Annotated in this window: 18 protein-coding genes; 9 read left to right on the forward strand and 9 right to left on the reverse strand. The window is 41.3% G+C overall.

Annotated features, from left to right (window positions below):
- Nucleotides 1–5 precede the first annotated feature (5 nt).
- The 6 genes from EVU92_RS00650 to EVU92_RS00675 are packed head-to-tail and all read right to left on the reverse strand — an operon-like array spanning nt 6 to nt 5496.
- Entirely contained in the window at nt 6–1106 is a 1101-nt protein-coding gene (locus tag EVU92_RS00650) for a PQQ-dependent sugar dehydrogenase (protein ID WP_130049624.1), read from the reverse strand.
- 52 nt (nt 1107–1158) lie between these two features.
- On the reverse strand, nt 1159–3048 hold the full coding sequence (gene parE, locus EVU92_RS00655; RefSeq protein WP_130049625.1) for a DNA topoisomerase IV subunit B: 1890 nt from the start codon (nt 3046–3048) through the stop codon (nt 1159–1161).
- A gap of 33 nt (nt 3049–3081) precedes the next feature.
- Complete coding sequence (locus EVU92_RS00660; protein ID WP_130049626.1) at nt 3082–3642, reverse strand: YqiA/YcfP family alpha/beta fold hydrolase; 561 nt, start codon at nt 3640–3642, stop codon at nt 3082–3084.
- A complete protein-coding gene (locus EVU92_RS00665; RefSeq protein ID WP_130049627.1) occupies nt 3627–4409 on the reverse strand; it encodes a metallophosphoesterase in 783 nt (260 codons plus the stop codon). The genes EVU92_RS00660 and EVU92_RS00665 overlap by 16 nt, the downstream gene beginning before the upstream one ends.
- Entirely contained in the window at nt 4396–4854 is a 459-nt protein-coding gene (locus EVU92_RS00670; RefSeq protein ID WP_130049628.1) for a DUF1249 domain-containing protein, read from the reverse strand. Before EVU92_RS00670 ends, EVU92_RS00665 begins: the two co-directional genes overlap by 14 nt.
- A gap of 9 nt (nt 4855–4863) precedes the next feature.
- On the reverse strand, nt 4864–5496 hold the full coding sequence (locus EVU92_RS00675) for an NUDIX domain-containing protein (RefSeq protein ID WP_130049629.1): 633 nt from the start codon (nt 5494–5496) through the stop codon (nt 4864–4866).
- A gap of 150 nt (nt 5497–5646) precedes the next feature.
- On the opposite strand from EVU92_RS00675, the gene tolC reads away from it, so the two are divergent.
- From tolC to EVU92_RS00690, 3 genes are all read left to right on the forward strand, one after another.
- The gene (gene tolC / locus EVU92_RS00680; RefSeq protein WP_130049630.1) at nt 5647–6987 is read left to right on the forward strand and encodes an outer membrane channel protein TolC; all 1341 of its coding nucleotides are present in this window, start codon (nt 5647–5649) and stop codon (nt 6985–6987) included.
- Nucleotides 6988–7094: 107 nt separating this feature from the next.
- Nucleotides 7095–8021 (forward strand): LpxL/LpxP family Kdo(2)-lipid IV(A) lauroyl/palmitoleoyl acyltransferase, encoded by a 927-nt coding sequence (gene lpxL, locus EVU92_RS00685; protein WP_130049631.1) that lies wholly within the window; start codon nt 7095–7097, stop codon nt 8019–8021.
- A 59-nt stretch (nt 8022–8080) separates the two neighbouring features.
- Nucleotides 8081–8656, forward strand: coding sequence for a TcpQ domain-containing protein (locus EVU92_RS00690; RefSeq protein ID WP_130049632.1), 576 nt, complete (start codon nt 8081–8083; stop codon nt 8654–8656).
- Here the strand turns inward: EVU92_RS00690 and glnE are convergent.
- Nucleotides 8653–11439: a bifunctional [glutamate--ammonia ligase]-adenylyl-L-tyrosine phosphorylase/[glutamate--ammonia-ligase] adenylyltransferase gene (glnE, locus tag EVU92_RS00695; protein WP_130049633.1), complete on the reverse strand. Its 2787-nt coding sequence runs from the start codon at nt 11437–11439 to the stop codon at nt 8653–8655. The genes EVU92_RS00690 and glnE overlap by 4 nt on opposite strands.
- Nucleotides 11440–11511: 72 nt before the next feature.
- Here glnE and EVU92_RS00700 point away from each other — a divergent pair, with 72 nt between their 5' ends.
- The 6 genes from EVU92_RS00700 to ruvX all read left to right on the forward strand — a co-directional run bounded on the left by EVU92_RS00700 (nt 11512) and on the right by ruvX (nt 15772).
- Nucleotides 11512–12405: a hypothetical protein gene (locus tag EVU92_RS00700; protein ID WP_130049634.1), complete on the forward strand. Its 894-nt coding sequence runs from the start codon at nt 11512–11514 to the stop codon at nt 12403–12405.
- A 28-nt stretch (nt 12406–12433) separates the two neighbouring features.
- Entirely contained in the window at nt 12434–12895 is a 462-nt protein-coding gene (locus tag EVU92_RS00705) for a hypothetical protein (protein WP_130049635.1), read from the forward strand.
- A gap of 69 nt (nt 12896–12964) precedes the next feature.
- Nucleotides 12965–13699 carry a 16S rRNA (uracil(1498)-N(3))-methyltransferase gene (gene rsmE / locus EVU92_RS00710; RefSeq protein ID WP_130049636.1) on the forward strand — a complete coding sequence of 245 codons (735 nt, stop codon included), beginning with the start codon at nt 12965–12967 and terminating at the stop codon, nt 13697–13699.
- 68 nt (nt 13700–13767) lie between these two features.
- Nucleotides 13768–14721, forward strand: a complete 954-nt coding sequence (gshB, locus tag EVU92_RS00715) for a glutathione synthase (protein WP_130049637.1) — start codon at nt 13768–13770, stop codon at nt 14719–14721.
- Between the two features lie 24 nt (nt 14722–14745).
- Nucleotides 14746–15303 (forward strand): YqgE/AlgH family protein, encoded by a 558-nt coding sequence (locus tag EVU92_RS00720; RefSeq protein ID WP_130049638.1) that lies wholly within the window; start codon nt 14746–14748, stop codon nt 15301–15303.
- A gap of 19 nt (nt 15304–15322) precedes the next feature.
- Nucleotides 15323–15772, forward strand: a complete 450-nt coding sequence (gene ruvX, locus EVU92_RS00725; protein WP_130049639.1) for a Holliday junction resolvase RuvX — start codon at nt 15323–15325, stop codon at nt 15770–15772.
- Here ruvX and EVU92_RS00730 read toward each other — a convergent pair.
- Nucleotides 15769–16641, reverse strand: a complete 873-nt coding sequence (locus tag EVU92_RS00730) for a hypothetical protein (RefSeq protein ID WP_130049640.1) — start codon at nt 16639–16641, stop codon at nt 15769–15771. The two genes, ruvX and EVU92_RS00730, sit on opposite strands and share 4 nt — an antisense overlap.
- Nucleotides 16642–17775, reverse strand: coding sequence for a PilT/PilU family type 4a pilus ATPase (locus EVU92_RS00735; protein WP_130049641.1), 1134 nt, complete (start codon nt 17773–17775; stop codon nt 16642–16644).
- Between the last annotated feature and the right edge of the window lie 11 nt (nt 17776–17786).

Below are 17786 nucleotides of genomic sequence, written 5' to 3' on the forward strand. Positions count from 1 at the left end.
CTTACCTATTTTTTCTTAGCACTAACACGATAAATCGCGTTAGCAAAGTCGTCTGAGATCAATAAGCTGCCATCTGCAAGCTCTGCAAATGCAACTGGGCGACCAAATGTTTCTTCGTTTTGCATAAAGCCTGTGATGAACGGGGTGTACTTAGTAATACGACCTTGCTCAACATTCGCTAGCATCACTCTATAGCCTGATTTTTTACTGCGGTTCCAAGAGCCATGCTCAGCAACAAACAGCTGTTCTTTGTATTTCGCAGGGAACTGCTTGCCGTTATAAAAATGAATACCCAGTGGTGCAACATGAGCACCTAATGCAAGAGCTGGTGATTTGTAGTCGGCAATACTTTTACCTTTACCAAACTCAGGATCTAAAATTGCACCTGCGTGAACATAAGGGAAACCATAATGGGCGCCCTCTTCACCTTCACCAACACGGTTAATTTCACAAGGTGGCATATCATCACCCATCATGTCACGGCCATTGTCACTGAACCAAAATGCATTAGTTGTAGGGTGATAATCAAAACCAACTGAGTTACGAACTCCTTTGGCGATTGTTTTAATTTCTTTTGTATCCACATCTAACGAAAAGATACGACCGTACTTGTCGTCTTCAGCACAAATGTTACATGGCACACCCACAGGCACAATTAGCTCACCCGTTGGCGCAAAACTAATGAACTTCCAACCATGGTGACGATCAGTCGGAAACTTGTCGTAAACCACATCGAATTTTGGATCTTTTAGGTTTTTATCGATGTCTTTAAAGCGAATGATGCGTGACACTTCAGCCACATATAAGTCACCGTCTTTGATTGCTAAACCTGATGGCATTTCAAGACCTGTGGCAATAACCATTTTTCTATCAGCCACACCATCACTGTTGTGATCAATCAGAGCATAAACATTTCCTGCTTTACGGGAACCTGCGTAAACAATGCCTCTTTTTGAAACCGCTATTTGACGCGCATTTTCAACATCATCAGCAAACAGACTAATAGAAAAACCATCAGTAACTGTTAACTTATCAAGAATATCTTTTGCCATTACAGGCGCTGATAACAAGCTCAGCGATAATATTGAGGTCAGTATTTTTTTCATTTTTGTCTTGCCCTTTAATTCTTTGCTAGAAACTAGATTGCCACACACTTTATTAAACTTCAGCGCGGTTACCGTGATCTTCTAACCACTGACGGCGGTCTGACGAACGTTTCTTCGCAAGTAACATATCCATCATTTCCATAGTTTGCTCTTCTTCGTCCAAGGTTAATTGCACTAAACGACGTGTATTAGGATCCATGGTCGTTTCGCGTAATTGTAACGGATTCATTTCACCTAACCCTTTGAAGCGTTGAACATTGACTTTACCGCGTTTTTTCTCGGCTTCAATGCGCGCTAAAATACCGTTCTTTTCATCTTCATCAAGGGCGTAATAAACCTCTTTACCAATGTCGATACGAAATAGCGGAGGCATAGCTACGTAAACGTGGCCTTGTTTTATTAGCGATGGAAAGTGACGAACAAACAGCGCACAAAGCAAGGTGGCAATGTGTAATCCATCCGAGTCAGCATCGGCCAAAATACAAATTTTGTTATAACGCAGACCAGATAAATCACTTGAGTCAGGGTCGATACCAAGGGCCACAGAAATATCATGCACCTCTTGTGATGCTAAAATTTGCCCTGACTCAACTTCCCACGTATTTAATATTTTACCACGCAGCGGCATAATTGCTTGGAATTCACGGTCGCGCGCTTGTTTTGCTGAACCACCTGCAGAGTCACCCTCTACTAAAAACAGTTCAGTGCGGTCATTATCTTGAGCGCTACAATCAGTTAATTTACCGGGTAATGCAGGGCCTGAGGTAATGCGCTTACGCACGACTTTTTTAGCAGCACGTAAACGGCGCTGTGCATTTGAGATACATAGCTCAGCTAATAATTCAGCGGTTTCAGTATGTTCGTTTAACCATAAACTGAATGAGTCTTTCACCACACCCGAGACAAACGCAGCACATGAGCGAGATGATAACTTCTCTTTCGTTTGGCCTGCAAACTGCGGGTCTTGCATTTTAACCGACAATACGTAGCTACAACGCTCCCAGATATCATCTGGGGTAAGCTTTACGCCTCGTGGTAATAAGTTTCTGAATTCACAGAATTCACGCATCGCTTCAAGCAAGCCTTGACGCAAGCCATTGACATGCGTACCGCCTTGAGCGGTAGGAATTAAGTTAACATAACTCTCAGCGATCGATTCACCACCTTCTGGTAGCCACACAACAGCCCAGTCAGCGCCTTCTGTTGAGCTTGAAAACTCACCAATAAAAGGTTCTTTTGGTAATACTTCAAAGCCTTTAACTGCTTCAACTAGATAGTCTTTTAAGCCCGTTTCGTAATACCACTCTTGGCTTTCTTTAGTTTGCTTGTTGGTAAACTTAATGCGCAGGCCTGGGCATAATACCGCTTTGGCTTTTAATAAATGATTAAGCTTAGTAAGAGAGAAGTTAGCTGAGTCAAAATAGCTGGCATCAGGCCAAAAACGCACGGTTGTACCTGTGTTACGTTTGCCCACAGTGCCAATCACGTTTAAGTCTTCAACTTTATCGCCGTTTTCAAAGGCCATGCGAAATTGCTGTGCATCACGACGGACGGTAACTTCAACACGAGTCGATAGCGCATTCACAACCGAAATACCTACACCGTGTAAACCACCTGAAAACTGATAGTTTTTATTAGAGAACTTACCACCAGCGTGCAGCTTGGTAAAAATAAGTTCCACACCCGGAATACCCTCTTCAGGGTGTATATCAATTGGCATACCACGGCCATCATCGATAACCTCAAGCGAGTTATCTTCATGAAGGATGACATCTATTTTTGTTGCATGACCAGCCATTGCTTCATCGACACTGTTATCGATAACCTCTTGACCTAAGTGGTTAGGACGAACCGTATCGGTATACATACCTGGGCGGCGTTTTACGGGCTCTAACCCGTTTAAGACTTCAATTGCTTCGGCGTTATAATTTTGCTGACTCATAGTTTTTATATCTTTTATGCGCTTAGCTATGTTTTACGTGATTTTAAGAAAATCTACAATACTTGCAAAGGTTTGTTCGAAGCCGATAAAACTATGATCGCCTCCAAATTCAACGTGTTGCTTACACTGAGAATAATATTTAACCGCCTGCTGAAAAGGCAGTACTTCATCGCCCGTTTGCTGTAACAAATAAATCAATGAAGGGGTGTCTAATTGCGGCAAATATAAACTGCGCAATGCATCCATGTGACGAGTACCAAGTTCATAGTGACTATCTTGATACGGGTTATAATTTTCCCCTAAATAGTTATCGAGTAACTCAAATGGGCGAACCGCAGGATTAATTACCACCGCGGGTATCGAATAACGTTGCGACAAATAGGTCGCATAAAAACCGCCTAATGAACTACCTAGTAATACAGTATCATCATTTAACAGTTGTTCTAATTGTAAAATTGCATGTAACGGCTCATGAGTTAGTCGCGGCACCTGATAATCTACATCGAATTGCGCCATATGCTTACCAAAACGAACTGCTTTATAAGATTGCTCAGAGCTATTAAAACCGTGTATATAAATTACTCGTTTAGCCATACTACATCCGTGCTTAACAGTAAATTTTGTTGCCCATCAATGTTTAAGTTGATGAGTCGAAATGCAGGGCCTAAGTCCTCTTGCTGCCATGCCATGGTGTGCTTAGTAAATTGTATCGAACTGGCTGGTGTCGCAAACACGCTGAGATCACGGTAGTTTTGAGTGTACTCATGATGAACATGGCCATGGAACACGCCAATACACTGCTGACTGTTGACACAGGTATTTAAAAACTGCGGACCATTTTCTAACATATGCTTATCTAAGTAAGCCTGAATAGGTAGCGGATTATGATGACAAAACACTACGCTCGGGACTTGTCCTATCGCCTCGCTTAATTCATTTAAATGTGTTTGTGTTACCCAGCCTGCAGGGGTCGAACCTTTTGAGTTTACCAAAAGTAGTTGCCCACCTAAAAAGGTAATACGTTTACTACTTAGAATTTGTGAACTTGTAAGCGCTTCATATTCAAAAAGTTCATCATGATTACCCGGCAGCCAAAATACCGGACAATTGAGCGCTGCGTCTTCTATTAACTTAGCAAAAAGCTGATAAGACTCACTGCTGTGATCTTGTGTTAAATCACCACCAAACACCACACAATCCGCATTTTGCTCAGCAATAGCCTGTAAACAACGCGCAAAATATGCTGCCGTATTCACGCTAAAGTATTCACCACTAGTATCTTTTGATAGATGGCAGTCAGTGATATGAGCGACTTTTAGCGCTGTTTTATCAAAATGGTAGGCATTACTAAACCAAGCCATTGTTTACATCCCAATTTAAAACTGCTCGGCCATTTTCAACACAAGCAATCAGCCAGTCATACAAAAAGGCATTAAGCTGATATTTTTCATCTTTTTGATGCATGTTCGGGTTTGGATAAGCGTAAGAAGGCTTAATACGCTGATGAAAATCATGATGCACAATTTCGGCTACTTTCGCATCATGGTACATACGCACAGTTAAATACAAAGGCTTAACTGAGGCTAAATTACCCGCCTCTTGGCTAATAGAAATATCTGTGGTGTATTTTGCTGTATCGTCAACTTTAACAGCAAAGGTACTATGGCCTAATTGCACCTTTCGCTCCTGACCTACACGACGCTCATGTGGTAATAGTTTAAGCGCACGCACATAGTTATGCTCACACAAAGTTAAATACTTAGGTAAGCTTTGAATATAACGCTGCTGGGCACTGACATACGACAAAATAATCCCCTATGAGTTTTTCCAATCAGACAGTATACGTTGCTTATTCAGTGCTAACCACTGTAATGAGATAACTGTGGCAGCATTGTCTATTTCACCTTGCTCTAAACGTAACATAGCCTCATCGTATGACATTACATGAGTTTTGATATCTTCATCTTCATTATCTAGACCAAAAATTCCACCTTGATACCCAGCTAAGTCAGTGCGTGCTAAATATAAATACAAACGCTCAGTTGTACCACCTGGGCTTGAAAGGTAAGACATCATAAATTCTAGCTCATTAAGCTCAATGCCCGCTTCTTCAAATGCTTCTCGCTTAGCAACATCTTCGTAATCAGTACTGCCATCAGCCATGCCTGCAATACACTCAAGCAACCAAGGTGACTGCTTGGATGCTAACGCACCTATTCGGATTTGCTCGATTAATAAAACTTGGTCGGTCGTAGGGTCATAAGGAAGTACTGCAACAGCATGACCACGTTCTAATATTTCGCGTTTAACTTCTACCGATTTACCACCAGCAAACAATGCATGATGAAAGCGATAAGTATTAATTTTAAAGAAACCATCATAAACACGCTCAATCGGCTTTAACTCTATGTCATCATGGTTAAATTGTGAGATTGCTGATATTTTCATTCACTATTTCCTTTACGTTTTAAGTAAATGTTACGGCCAATTATATTCTGTTACACTTGGACATGCAGATTTACGTAATTTTTTTTTGGTTATTCATTAAAAAAGAGTACCATGGTGACAGTACAAAATTGTCTAAGGACTGAACGAACAATGAAAAAAACACTACTCGCTGCGCTGATCGGGTTTTCAAGCGCACTGACTGCAACAGCTAGTTATGCTGAAGACTTACTGCAAGTATACGAGATTGCTACGGCAAACGATCCTACCGTACTTAAAGCAAAAGCCCAAGCAGATGCGCAAGCCTATGAGAGCGATCGCGCGTTAAGTGCACTATTACCACAAATTGGTTTAAGCCTTGGTTACCAATCAACCAAATCAGATCTTTATGACGGTAATGATGCAACGGGTTATACCGGTTATGACTATGATCCTGATGAGTTTAGCCGTAGTATCAGCTTAAACCAAACACTGTTTGATTTAGGCGCATGGAATTCACTTGGTATTGCAGATAAACAAGCACTACAAGCAAATGCTCAGTACGACTTTGCTCGCCAAGATTTAATCGTTCGTGTTGCTGAGGGTTACTTCAACGTACTAAGTGCAATCGATAACCTTGAGTTCGTACAAGCAGAAAAGCGCGCTATCGAGCGCCAATTGCAACAAACAAAAGAACGTTATGCGGTTGGTTTAACAGCGATTACTGATGTTCACGAAGCACAAGCTCAGTACGATAACTCTGTTGCGCAAGAAATTGTTGCTAAGAATAGTGTTGAAACAGCTCGTGAGCAGCTTCGCGAAATCACAGGTAAATACCACGCTAAATTAGATATGTTGAATACCGAAACGTTTTCAACGGTTGCACCTAAAAAACAGTCAACTGACTACATCGAAATTGCAAAAGACAACAACTTAAATCTGCAAGTTTCAAAAGTCACGGTTGATATTGCTAAAGATCAAATCGATTTAGCAAAAGCGGGGCATTATCCGAAGCTAACATTAAATGCTTCATATGGTGACAGCCTAACTGACTTAAACAGTAACTCACATAAGCCACGTGAAGATAGTGCTAAAATTGGCGTAAACTTTAGCCTGCCTATCTACTCAGGTGGTGCAACTACCGCTGCAACTGAGCAAGCTCGTGCTTACTATGTCGCGGCAAGTGAAGACTTAGAAGCAAGCTTACGTGCAGTAACCCGCTCAGTTATCACATCATACAACCAAGTGGTATCTGACATCGCAACTTATAAAGCTCTACAACAAGCTGTTGTTTCTGCTGAAAGTGCGCTTAAAGCAACTGAAGCAGGCTTTGAAGTTGGTACACGTACTATCGTAGACGTACTGATCAGCACGCAAAACCTTTATAATGCAAAAAGTAATTTAGCAAACGTTCGTTACCGCTATGTTGTTTCAACACTTCGTTTGAAGCAAGCTGCTGGTACACTAACAAGCGAAGACCTTGCGGCAATTAACCAAGGTTTAAAAGAAATCTAGTAATTTCTTCTAATGAGTCCTTATTTAAAAGCCAGCCTCGTGCTGGCTTTTTTGTATTTTTAAAGACATACAGTTAAACTAGCTTTTTTATTTTCAGAGATTTTTTTGTGGTTAGTTCATCTCCTTTTAAGGCGTCTTTTTTAGGCCCTCGTTACTGGTTAACTTGGGTTGGCGTGTTCTTTTTATATCTTATCTCTTGGTTACCACATAAATTACAACTAGCGCTTGGAAAACTACTTGGTCGTTTAGTACACCGTTTTATGAAGCGCCGCCGTCATATTGCTGAAGTGAATATTCGTTTATGTTTTCCTGATATGCCAGAACATGAACAACGTGAATTAGTACTTAAAAATATGGAAAATACCGGTATTGCAATGATGGAAACCGGCATGGCTTGGTGGTGGCCCCAGTGGCGTATCAATAAAGTGTTTGGTTCAGTTAAAGGTCTTGAGCACTTTGAAAAGGCTCAGCAAGCAGGTAAAGGTGTTCTGTTACTTGTGCCACACTTTTTACACTTAGAAATGGCGAGCCGTATTATGGGTGTAAAACACCAAGGTATTGGCTTTTATCGCCCACACAATAACCCTTTGATGGAATATTTCACGACTAACGGTCGTCTTCGTTCAAACGAATACTTAATTGGCAAAAAAGATGTCAAAGGCTTATTAAAAGCACTTAAAAATAAAAAAGTTTGCTACTACTTGCCAGATCAAGATTACGGCCGTAAACGCTGTGAATTTGCCCCCTTTTATGCGGTAAAAGAAGCTGCAACAACAACGGGGACGCTGCTATTTTCAAGTAGCCGCAACTGCGAAACGGTGAGTTTAACTAGTCGTCGTGATGAAAATGGTCGCTACCACCTAGAAGTGTTACCTGCTCTTGAAAACTTCCCAAGTGGTGATGATCTTGTTGATGTTACTCATGTAAATCAACGTATGGAGCAAGCCATCGATTTAGCGCCAGAACAGTACATGTGGCTACATCGCCGCTTTAAAACCCGTCCAGACAAGAATGCCCCTTCTTATTACAAGTAGAGTGACATTTTGCTGTTTGTATGGTTTTATAAAGCTAATCAACAACAAGAGTATTAGAAATGTGGTTCTGGGTTAAGCATTTATCACTAGCATTTATTTTAATTGCTGCTGCTATTTACTTTTTATTCGGTAGTGGTCCAGTAATGGACATGAAAGATACTAAGAATGCTGCGGCACAAGGCTTATCGCGCTTTTATGCAGCACTACGTAACCAAGTAAATGACAAAAATAACGAACGAGATAAGTACGTTCTTAAATTGCCTACGCCAGAAACCAGCCTTGATGTAGCACTTTTTGAACGTGAAAAAGTAGTCGATCCTTCATCGCCAAACTGGACTGGAGAGATTCAACCACGTCGTTTTGAAAGTGGTAATACTCTAAAAGATGTACTCGCGGATTATGCCCGCCACGAAGATATCGTGCTGTACTGGTATTTAAGTAAAGACTATGTGGTAAAAGACCATTTTCGCGTTGATAGTAATTTTGTCTCAACACTTTACCAAGTTGGCCGCGCCATCAACGATGATTTCGAAAATGAGGTTTACACTTACTTCTGCTTTAAGCAAAGAGCAGCGGTAATAACCGAGCTGCCCTCAGCTTATGTGCGCGAAAACTGCCGTCGCTTAAAAAGCTAAAACACCTGCTGCCACGCCTGACTTACTAAGTCGATGTGCTGAGTTAACTCAGCACGTGGCGCACAACGCCCTTGCTGATTCAAACTCATCACATGATAGCGTGAACGATACGCAATATACGCAGCGATTAACTCTTGCTGCATTTGTTCACTGATACAATCCAAACGAGCTGCATCAGCTAAAATACGCACATTATCAGACCAAGTAGTTAGCTCAGGGTGCTGCATAGCATTATTCAACACCAAGTACTGAGTGATAAACTCAATATCTGTAATACCGCCCCTATCTTGTTTTAAGTCAAATAGCTCATCATTCCCTTTAGCAAGGTGAGCGCGCATTTTTTCACGCATCTCAACGACATCTGTTTTCAGCTTTTCATTATCGCGGGCTTGGCATAAAACGTCTTTGCGAATTTGTGCAAAACGCTCGCTCAATGAGGTTTGCCCATAAATCATTCGTGAGCGGACTAGTGCTTGATGCTCCCAAGTCCATGCTTGAGTTTGTTGATAGTGATAAAAGCTTTCTAGATTAATAGCCAGTAGCCCAGACGCTCCTTCAGGCCTTAAGCGAGTATCAAGCTCATACAAAATGCCAGAAGCGGTGCGAGTATTGAATAAGTGCATTAAGCGCTGCGCCAGCTTTAAGTAGAACTGCCTAGAATCAATCGACTTATCACCATCAGTGTAACTGCTACCATCGTGGTTATGCACAAACACAAGATCAAGATCTGAATCGTAACCGACTTCAAAACCGCCCGTTTTGCCATACGCTATCACTGCAAAGCCTTTTTCTTGCTCTGAAGTATTCGCTGGCTGACCAAAGCGCTCAACACAGGCATGCCATGCTATATTTACAGCTTGCTCTACAATAGCCTCAGCAAGCGCAGTAAGGTGATCACTTACTTTCATTACACTAAGAACACCTGTTGCATCTGCTGCGGCAATACGTAATTGATGTGTTTGTTTAAACTGACGAAGTGCTTCCATTTGCAATTCTAAGTCACCATGCTCAATGCGTAAGAAATACTGTCTAATTTCATTTTTGTAAGCAGACAGAGGCGTCGGTTTATAGAGCACCTGAGGATCGATCAGCTCATCAAGTAAAATTGGGTAGCGAGAAATATGCTCACCTATCCATTTACTATGACAACAAAGTGAAACCAGCTGATTTAACGCACCGGGATTTTCGTATAACAGCTCCAAGTAGGCGGTTCGTGAAATGATCTTATTCAGTACTTGGCAAATCATGGTAAAGGCATCACAGCTCGCTTTAGTTACAGTGAGTTGTTTAAGTAAAAGCGGCATTAATTTATCGAGGATATCACGACCTCGACTGCCAATTTTCGCCTTAGTTAATCGCGCTTTAAAATCTTCAAGCGCCGGTTGCCAATCAAGGTTCGGCTCACACATCAGGCTAACATCAGTCATTTCCCAAGCGCTAATATACTCACTTTCACAAGGATCCGCCGTTTCACTTTCAAAGCCAATCACTTGTTCGAATTCACTATGTACTTGGGACATGGTCTGCTCAATGCTAATTAAACACTGATTAAAATCTTCTTTGTTGAGCAAATAACATAAACGTTGTTGGTTTAGCTCGTCATCAGGCAAGGTTTGCGTTTGTTTATCATCGAAAATCTGTAGGTACTGCTCAATTTGACGTAAATCTAAATAGTTCTGTGTTAATAACTCAGCTTCTTTATTCGACATAACTTGGTTGTTTACGAGCTCTTTTAAAGCAACCAATAATGACTGAGTTTGTAAATTAGCTTCACGCCCTCCTCGCACCATTTGCAGAGCTTGCACTATAAACTCTACTTCTCGAATGCCGCCTGCACCCAATTTAATATTGTTTGTAAGGCGCTTTCGGCGTACCTCTTGAGCAATCATTTGCTTCATTTTACGTAACGATTCAATCACCGAGAAATCAATATAGCGACGATAAACGAACGGGCGAAGCAATTCATAAAACTCGTCCCAATAACGATTTTCTGAACCAATTAAACGCCCTTTTAGCATGGCATAACGTTCCCACTCACGCCCTTGCTCTTGGTAATAGTCTTCCATTGCATTAAAACTCATCACCAAAGGCCCACTTTCACCAAATGGGCGCAGACGCATATCGACCCGAAATACTTGGCCATTTACCGTAGTTTGGTTAAGCGCCATAATTAGTTTTTGCGCCACTTTAGTATAAAACACCTGGGCTTCAATGGAGCGGCGACCACCTTGTGTTGCAACATCGCGTGGATAAGAGAAAATTAAATCAATGTCAGATGAGTAGTTAAGTTCTCCTCCGCCAAGTTTCCCCATGCCTAAAACTAACATTGGCATTGCATTACCGTCATCATCAAGCGGCATGCCGCTGACTTTAGCTACTTGTGCAAATGCCCATTGATTAGCACTATCGATAAGCTGGTTTGCAAGCGCTGAGATATAAGCAATACTGTCAGCAATTGGGTTAGCACAACACAAATCAAGAAAAGCCACTTTCAACCAGTACTTTTCGCGATATAAGCGCAGCTTTGCCATCGCTGCATTGTCGTCAAGTTCGCTAATTTCAGCACTGTTTAACGGAGCTTCAATCGTACGGTTAGTGAGTTCATTATCATCTAGTAACCAATCTTTTAGGTCTGGTTGAGACTGTAAGCAATTCCACGCAAAGTCACTTAAAGACAATAAGTTAATAATTTTCTCTTGCTCCGCTTGCCCTTTATACAGGCTCTCGAAGCGGGTTTGGCCTAACTGATGTAGTGACTCGGTAAGCGCGTGTAAATTACTCATTAAATACTCTCTTTTAACTTGCCAATAACCGTACTAGAATGATTATCAAAGAATTATTTAGCAGGGACCTGCATGTCATATTTATCACTATCTAACACTAGTTTAGTCGCGATTGCTATTAGTTTCGCTGTAATTTGCGTCACTATAGTACTGCTACGTATTCTAACGCAAATCAAAGCAAAACAAGCGCTTAAAGAAGAGCTTGCACAGCATGATAACTTTGCTATGGGGATCAGCTTTGCCAGTGAGATCATGGTTGTTATTGCTACCATTGCCTATATATTTGATGAAATTAGCTTAAGTGCAGCGCAGTCTAACCCGCTCAAGGTCCTATTACTTATTGTGCTGTTATTTAGCTTTATCAAAATAGGTCACTTAATTCACCGTAAATGGATTTTGCATCGCTTTAACGAAGAAGCGGCCATATTAAAACAAAATGTCTGTGCTGCTTTAGTCGACTCAGGCATGTTAATCGCAAACTGTATTATTGCTCTTGGTCTATATAACTGGTGCCATACCCAAGGCTATAGCAGCTTGCTGATCGCCACTGTAAGCTTTTTTGTGCTGCAAGGTATGTTTGCCCTTGATAGTAAAATCCGAGAGTATCGCTTTGCCAAAGCCAACCAAGGAGCATCGCTACAAAGTAATTTTAATCTTGAAAATACTTCTATTGGTATTCGCTATGCGGGTAAGTCTATTGGCCTAGCACTTGCGGGTTATGCTGGTCTTGCCAGTGCATCCTTTATTAGTGGTAAGATGGTAGAAAATTTATTCACTCTAGTATCTCATTGCGGTGCAATGTGGGTATTGTTGTATATTTTGAGCTATATTATTAAATATATATCTTTACCCAATATCGACACATCGTTAGAAGTAGACCACCAAGATAACATTGGCATAGCCTGTATTGAGTTTGCCGTTTTCGGTGCAATAGGCTATTTACTAATAAGTATGTTTTCAATTTGATACGGAAGTTCTTGAATCGTGAGGCGTTATGCCATTTAAAGTTAATAATTATTTGTTAGTTGATATCGATAATGAGTTTAGTCGTGCATTTGCTCAGCACTATTTTGCAAATGCCGAAAACTCAACCCTTGTGGTGGCTGGAGCTAATAGCCGTAGCATGGTAAAGCTCATGTTCGATCAACTCGTTAAAGATTATTGCTACTGTGATTTTAGTAATGAGATTAGTGTTTCAGAATTAGCTAGCTATTTACATGAACATCACAACATACAAGGTGTATTGATAAACCAAACTGACTACCAACTGGCAGACGACGCACAAAAGTTTATCTATAACTCATTGCACAAAATACGTTACTTAGTGCAGCAAGAAGGACAAGGATTTGGCTTTACTCCCTGCCCTGATGCAGCTCACATTAATCACTTATCTTGCCAATCTGAAATAGCCGAAACAACTGCCCACGCCTTAACTGCCAAAGATGAGTTTAAATAACAAATAAATAATTGCACCTAAACCGCTGTATACTTACCATATTGCTAAAATTATTGATAAGTGACAGCCATGCGAGTTCCACATATTTACCAACCCTCAGCGATTTCTTTAAACACACCATTAACACTTGATGATGATGCAGCAGGTCACATTGGCCGTGTATTACGTATGCAAGTCGGTGATAAGGTCTCGATTTTTAATGGTGAAGGAGGTGAATACCTCAGTGAGATTATTGAAGTCAGCAAAAAAAATGTGGTGGTCGAGCCACAAGAATTTATTGATCATAATGTTGAATCGCCTTTAAAAATTCACTTGGGCCAAGGTATTTCTCGTGGCGATAAAATGGATTTCACTATTCAAAAATCTGTAGAGTTAGGTATCACAGAAATCACTCCTATTTTTAGTCAACGTTGTGGTGTAAAACTCAGTGGCGATAGACTGCAGAAAAAACACCAACAATGGCAAAAAATTGCAATTGCTGCAGCAGAACAATCTGGCCGCAATTATGTACCAGTTGTACATCCTCCTATCGATATAAAAGAATGGTTAGAGCAAGCAAGTGAAGCAATAAAACTCACCTTACATCCACGTGCTGAGCACAGCATTAAAACTATTCATGTGCCTAGCGAGGGCGTGCGTTTTTTAGTGGGTCCTGAAGGTGGTTTTACCGATGAAGAAATCGATATAGCTAAACAACAAAAATTTGTTGATATTCGTTTAGGCCCTCGTGTTTTGCGGACAGAAACAGCGGCCCTGACTGTGTTAAGCGCACTGCAATTACAGTTTGGCGATTTAGCGAATTGAAAACCGTAAAAACACCCATATATCAAAGTAACAAAACACAGTATGGCATACGATTCTAAGGCAAAATAATGGCAATTAAGTTAGGCATAATCTCTGATCCAATAAGTGGCTTTAATATTAAAAAAGACACTGGCTTTGCAATGATGATGGAAGCACAAAAGCGCGGTTACGAAATTTACTACATGGAAATGGATGACCTGTCTCTGCGTCAAGGTCAAGGCTATGCAACTGCAGCCAAAGCCCGTGTTTTTGATGATGTAAATCACTGGTACGAGTTAGAAGAAAAAGCCGCTATTGCTTTAGCTGATTTAGACGTAATTTTAATGCGTAAAGATCCACCTTTTGATACTGAGTATATCTACGCAACCTATATTTTAGAGCGTGCCGAGCAAGCCGGTACTCTTATTATCAACAAGCCTCAAAGCTTACGTGATGCCAACGAAAAGCTATTTACAGCTTGGTTTAGCGAACATACCCCTGATACGTTGGTAACTCGAAGCCAAGCAGACATTCGTGCATTTTTAGCTGAGCATAAAGATATTATCTTAAAGCCGCTTGATGGCATGGGAGGGGCATCTATCTTTCGTGTTAAAGAGGATGATGCGAATATAGGTGTGATCTGCGAAACATTAACCGAGCATGGTAACCGTTTTGCAATGGCACAAAATTATATTCCTGAAATCAAACAAGGCGACAAACGCGTACTTGTAGTTGATGGTGAAGTGATGCCATATTGCTTAGCGCGTATTCCACAAAATGGCGAAACGCGCGGTAACTTAGCAGCGGGTGGTCGTGGCGAAGCACGCCCTATTAGCGACTCTGACCGCAAAATTGCTGAAGCAGTTGCGCCGACATTGAAAGAAAAAGGCCTTATTTTTGTTGGTCTAGATATCATTGGCGACCGCTTAACTGAAATCAATGTCACTGCGCCAACGTGTGTAAAAGAGATTGAAGCTGCTTATGATATTTCAATCACTGGTCACTTATTTGATGCCATTGAAAGAAAACTGAGCCATACTTAATTTAAACAACAAAAGGGGCGACCTATGCAGTCATTAGAGAATCATTTCTTAATCGCGATGCCGAGCATGCAAGACCCTTTTTTTAAGCGTGCTGTCACTTATATTTGTGAGCACAATCAAGATGGTGCAATGGGCTTGGTGATTAACCAGCCTATCAACATCACTGTGGGCGAGCTACTCGATAAAATCGAAATTGATAACGACAAAAGCAAACAAGCTGCAGGCTTAGCTGTGTATGCTGGCGGACCTGTAAAAACCGATCGCGGGTTTGTTTTACATTCGCCAAAGCCTGGTTATGCAGCGAGTCAAAAGCTCAGCAGTGACATTATGATCACGACCTCAAAAGATGTGTTAGCAAGCTTAACCACAAGTGAGGCACCTGATCAATTTATTATCACTCTTGGCTATGCTGGCTGGGATCAAGGCCAATTAGAACAAGAGCTGTTAGAAAACTCCTGGTTAATTATCAAAGCTGATCCTGAAATCATCTTTAATACTCCAGTCGAAAAACGCTGGGAAAAAGCGGTTTCTATGCTCGGTTTTGATGTCGGGCAATTAAGCTCTGAAGCAGGCCACGCTTAACATTTAAAATTTTAAGACTATGACAAAACGAACTTTTAAGCCGGTGGGTGAACGCACCGTAATGGGTTTTGACTTTGGAACCAAAAGCATTGGTATAGCTATAGGTCAAGAACTCACAGGAACAGCATCAAGCTTACAAGCAGTAAAAGCGAAAGATGGTATTCCTGATTGGCAGCTCATTAAAAAGCAAGTGGACGAATGGCAACCTGATTTAATGGTAGTTGGTTTACCGCTTAATATGGATGGTACGAATCAAGAGGTGACCTTTAAAGCGAAGAAGTTCTCTAATCGCTTACACAACCACTTTGCTATTCCGGTTGAAACTCAAGACGAACGACTAACGACTGCAGATGCCAAAGCCCGTTTATTCGAACAAGGTGGCTATCGAAACCTTGGTAAAGGCAATGTTGATAACATGTCTGCAGTGATCATCTTAGAAAGCTTCTTTGAACAATTTTACGGCGACTAGCGCTCTTCGTTAATCACAATATAGTCTTTTAAATCTGGAATAAAGCCTGCCTCTCGGTAGGCTTTTTCAATTGCACCTGATTGACGAAGTTGTGCAAGCCCTTTTTGAATTGCAGCAAAGGCTTCTTTGCCATCGGGATGACTCTTCGAAATGATAAAGTGGCGGCTATCTTTAAGCTGAAGTAAAAGGTTAGGCACAGCAACCAATTCAATATTCTCTAAGGAATAACGATTATTGAGGCTGGGCATCAGGGGCATCATCATAAAATCAACCCACTGCATCGATACAGTGCGGACTTGTCCTAGCCACTCGTCTTCTCTAAGTAATTCTTTCAGTGGCAGAGCCGATAACGTTTGCCAATCGGTTTGCCAGCGTGGCGTTGACACCGCAGTTAATTGCTTAAAGTCAGTAAGCTGTTTTATTTGCAGCGCTTTTTTATTGTTCGGTGAGGTAAAAATGCCCGCAAAATACTCACCATTTCGAATCACAGGATCTGATATGTACACCGACTCTGCAAGCGACTTTGCATCAACAGACCATACACTATCAAAGCTGAGTAAAAGCTGGCCATCTTCTAACAGCTTGGTATTACGGTAATTAGCATTACCTTTGTGGTAGCGAAATGGCTTAGTGTAGCCGCCTATATTCAATGCTTGTTGAGCTATGATCATATCGACTACATCGCGACGAATGTAAGCACCACTGAAGTCTTTAACTTCAATAGGCTTACGACCATTCAAAAAGCGACTGTAATCGTCATAAACATCATCGCGAATAAAAATAACCACACCTTTATTGTCATTACCGTATACATGAAACGTACTCACTAATAGTAATAACCAGCTGATTAAACTTACTCGCAATCCCATTTATGTGTCACTCTTTCCATCAAGACCATCGATAGTCACGCCTTGTAAAAAGCCTGCGCCACTTTGCTCATTGTTTTGTAGCTTAATCATTAAGCGTAGGTCATTTGGCGAATCAGCATGATGCAACGCATCGGCGTAGTTAATGCGACGCTGCTTATAAAGCTCAAACAATGCTTGATCAAAGGTCTGCATACCCATTTCTTTCGATTTCGCCATGGTTTCTTTGATAGAACCAACATCACCTTTTTTAATAAGCTCTGCCACCATAGGTGAATTTAGCAAAATTTCGATAGCAGCTACACGTCCTTCGCCATCGGCAGTTGGAACCAACTGCTGAGCAACAATAGCGCGAAGGTTAAGTGCTAAGTCGTATTTTAACTTATCGTGCTTTTCTTTAGGTACTAAGTGCATAATACGGTCGATTGCTTGGTTAGCATTATTCGCATGCAGTGTTGCCACACACAAGTGACCTGTTTCTGCAAAGCTTAATGCATACTCCATGGTTTCTTGTGAGCGTATTTCACCAATTAAGATTACATCAGGCGCTTGACGCAACGAGCTTTTTAGCGCTGATTCGAAGCTTTCTGTATCTAAACCTACTTCACGTTGAGTAATGATACTTTTACGATGCTCGTGAACAAATTCAATAGGATCTTCAATCGTTAAAATATGACCTCGCTGGTTGCGGTTACGATAACCTAAAAGCGCAGCGAGCGAGGTCGATTTACCCGTACCTGTACCACCCACAAACAGAACTAAACCACGTTTAGCCATAATCACATCGGTTAAGGTTGACGGCAACCCTAGCTCATTCACATCAGGTATCTGAGTCACGATACGACGAATAACCATACCAGCTCTGTCACGCTGCCAAAAAGCAGAAACACGGAAACGGCCCTCATCAGTTGCAATCGCAAAGTTACACTCTTTAGTATCATGAAATTCTTTACGCTGCTTATCGCTCATGGCTGACTCAACCAAATCGAGTGAAGCTTCATCAGAAAGCTTTTCATCGGTAAGATGTACTAGCTCACCGTTTATTTTTGCACTGACAGGCAGTTGGCTAGAAACAAACAAGTCAGACGCTTTTTTGTCGATCATAACTTGTAAAAAATGATTTAAAGGTAAAGACATTTTAAATAACT

The organism is Pseudoalteromonas sp. MEBiC 03485, from assembly GCF_004195145.1.
Lineage (GTDB): Bacteria > Pseudomonadota > Gammaproteobacteria > Enterobacterales > Alteromonadaceae > Pseudoalteromonas > Pseudoalteromonas apostichopi.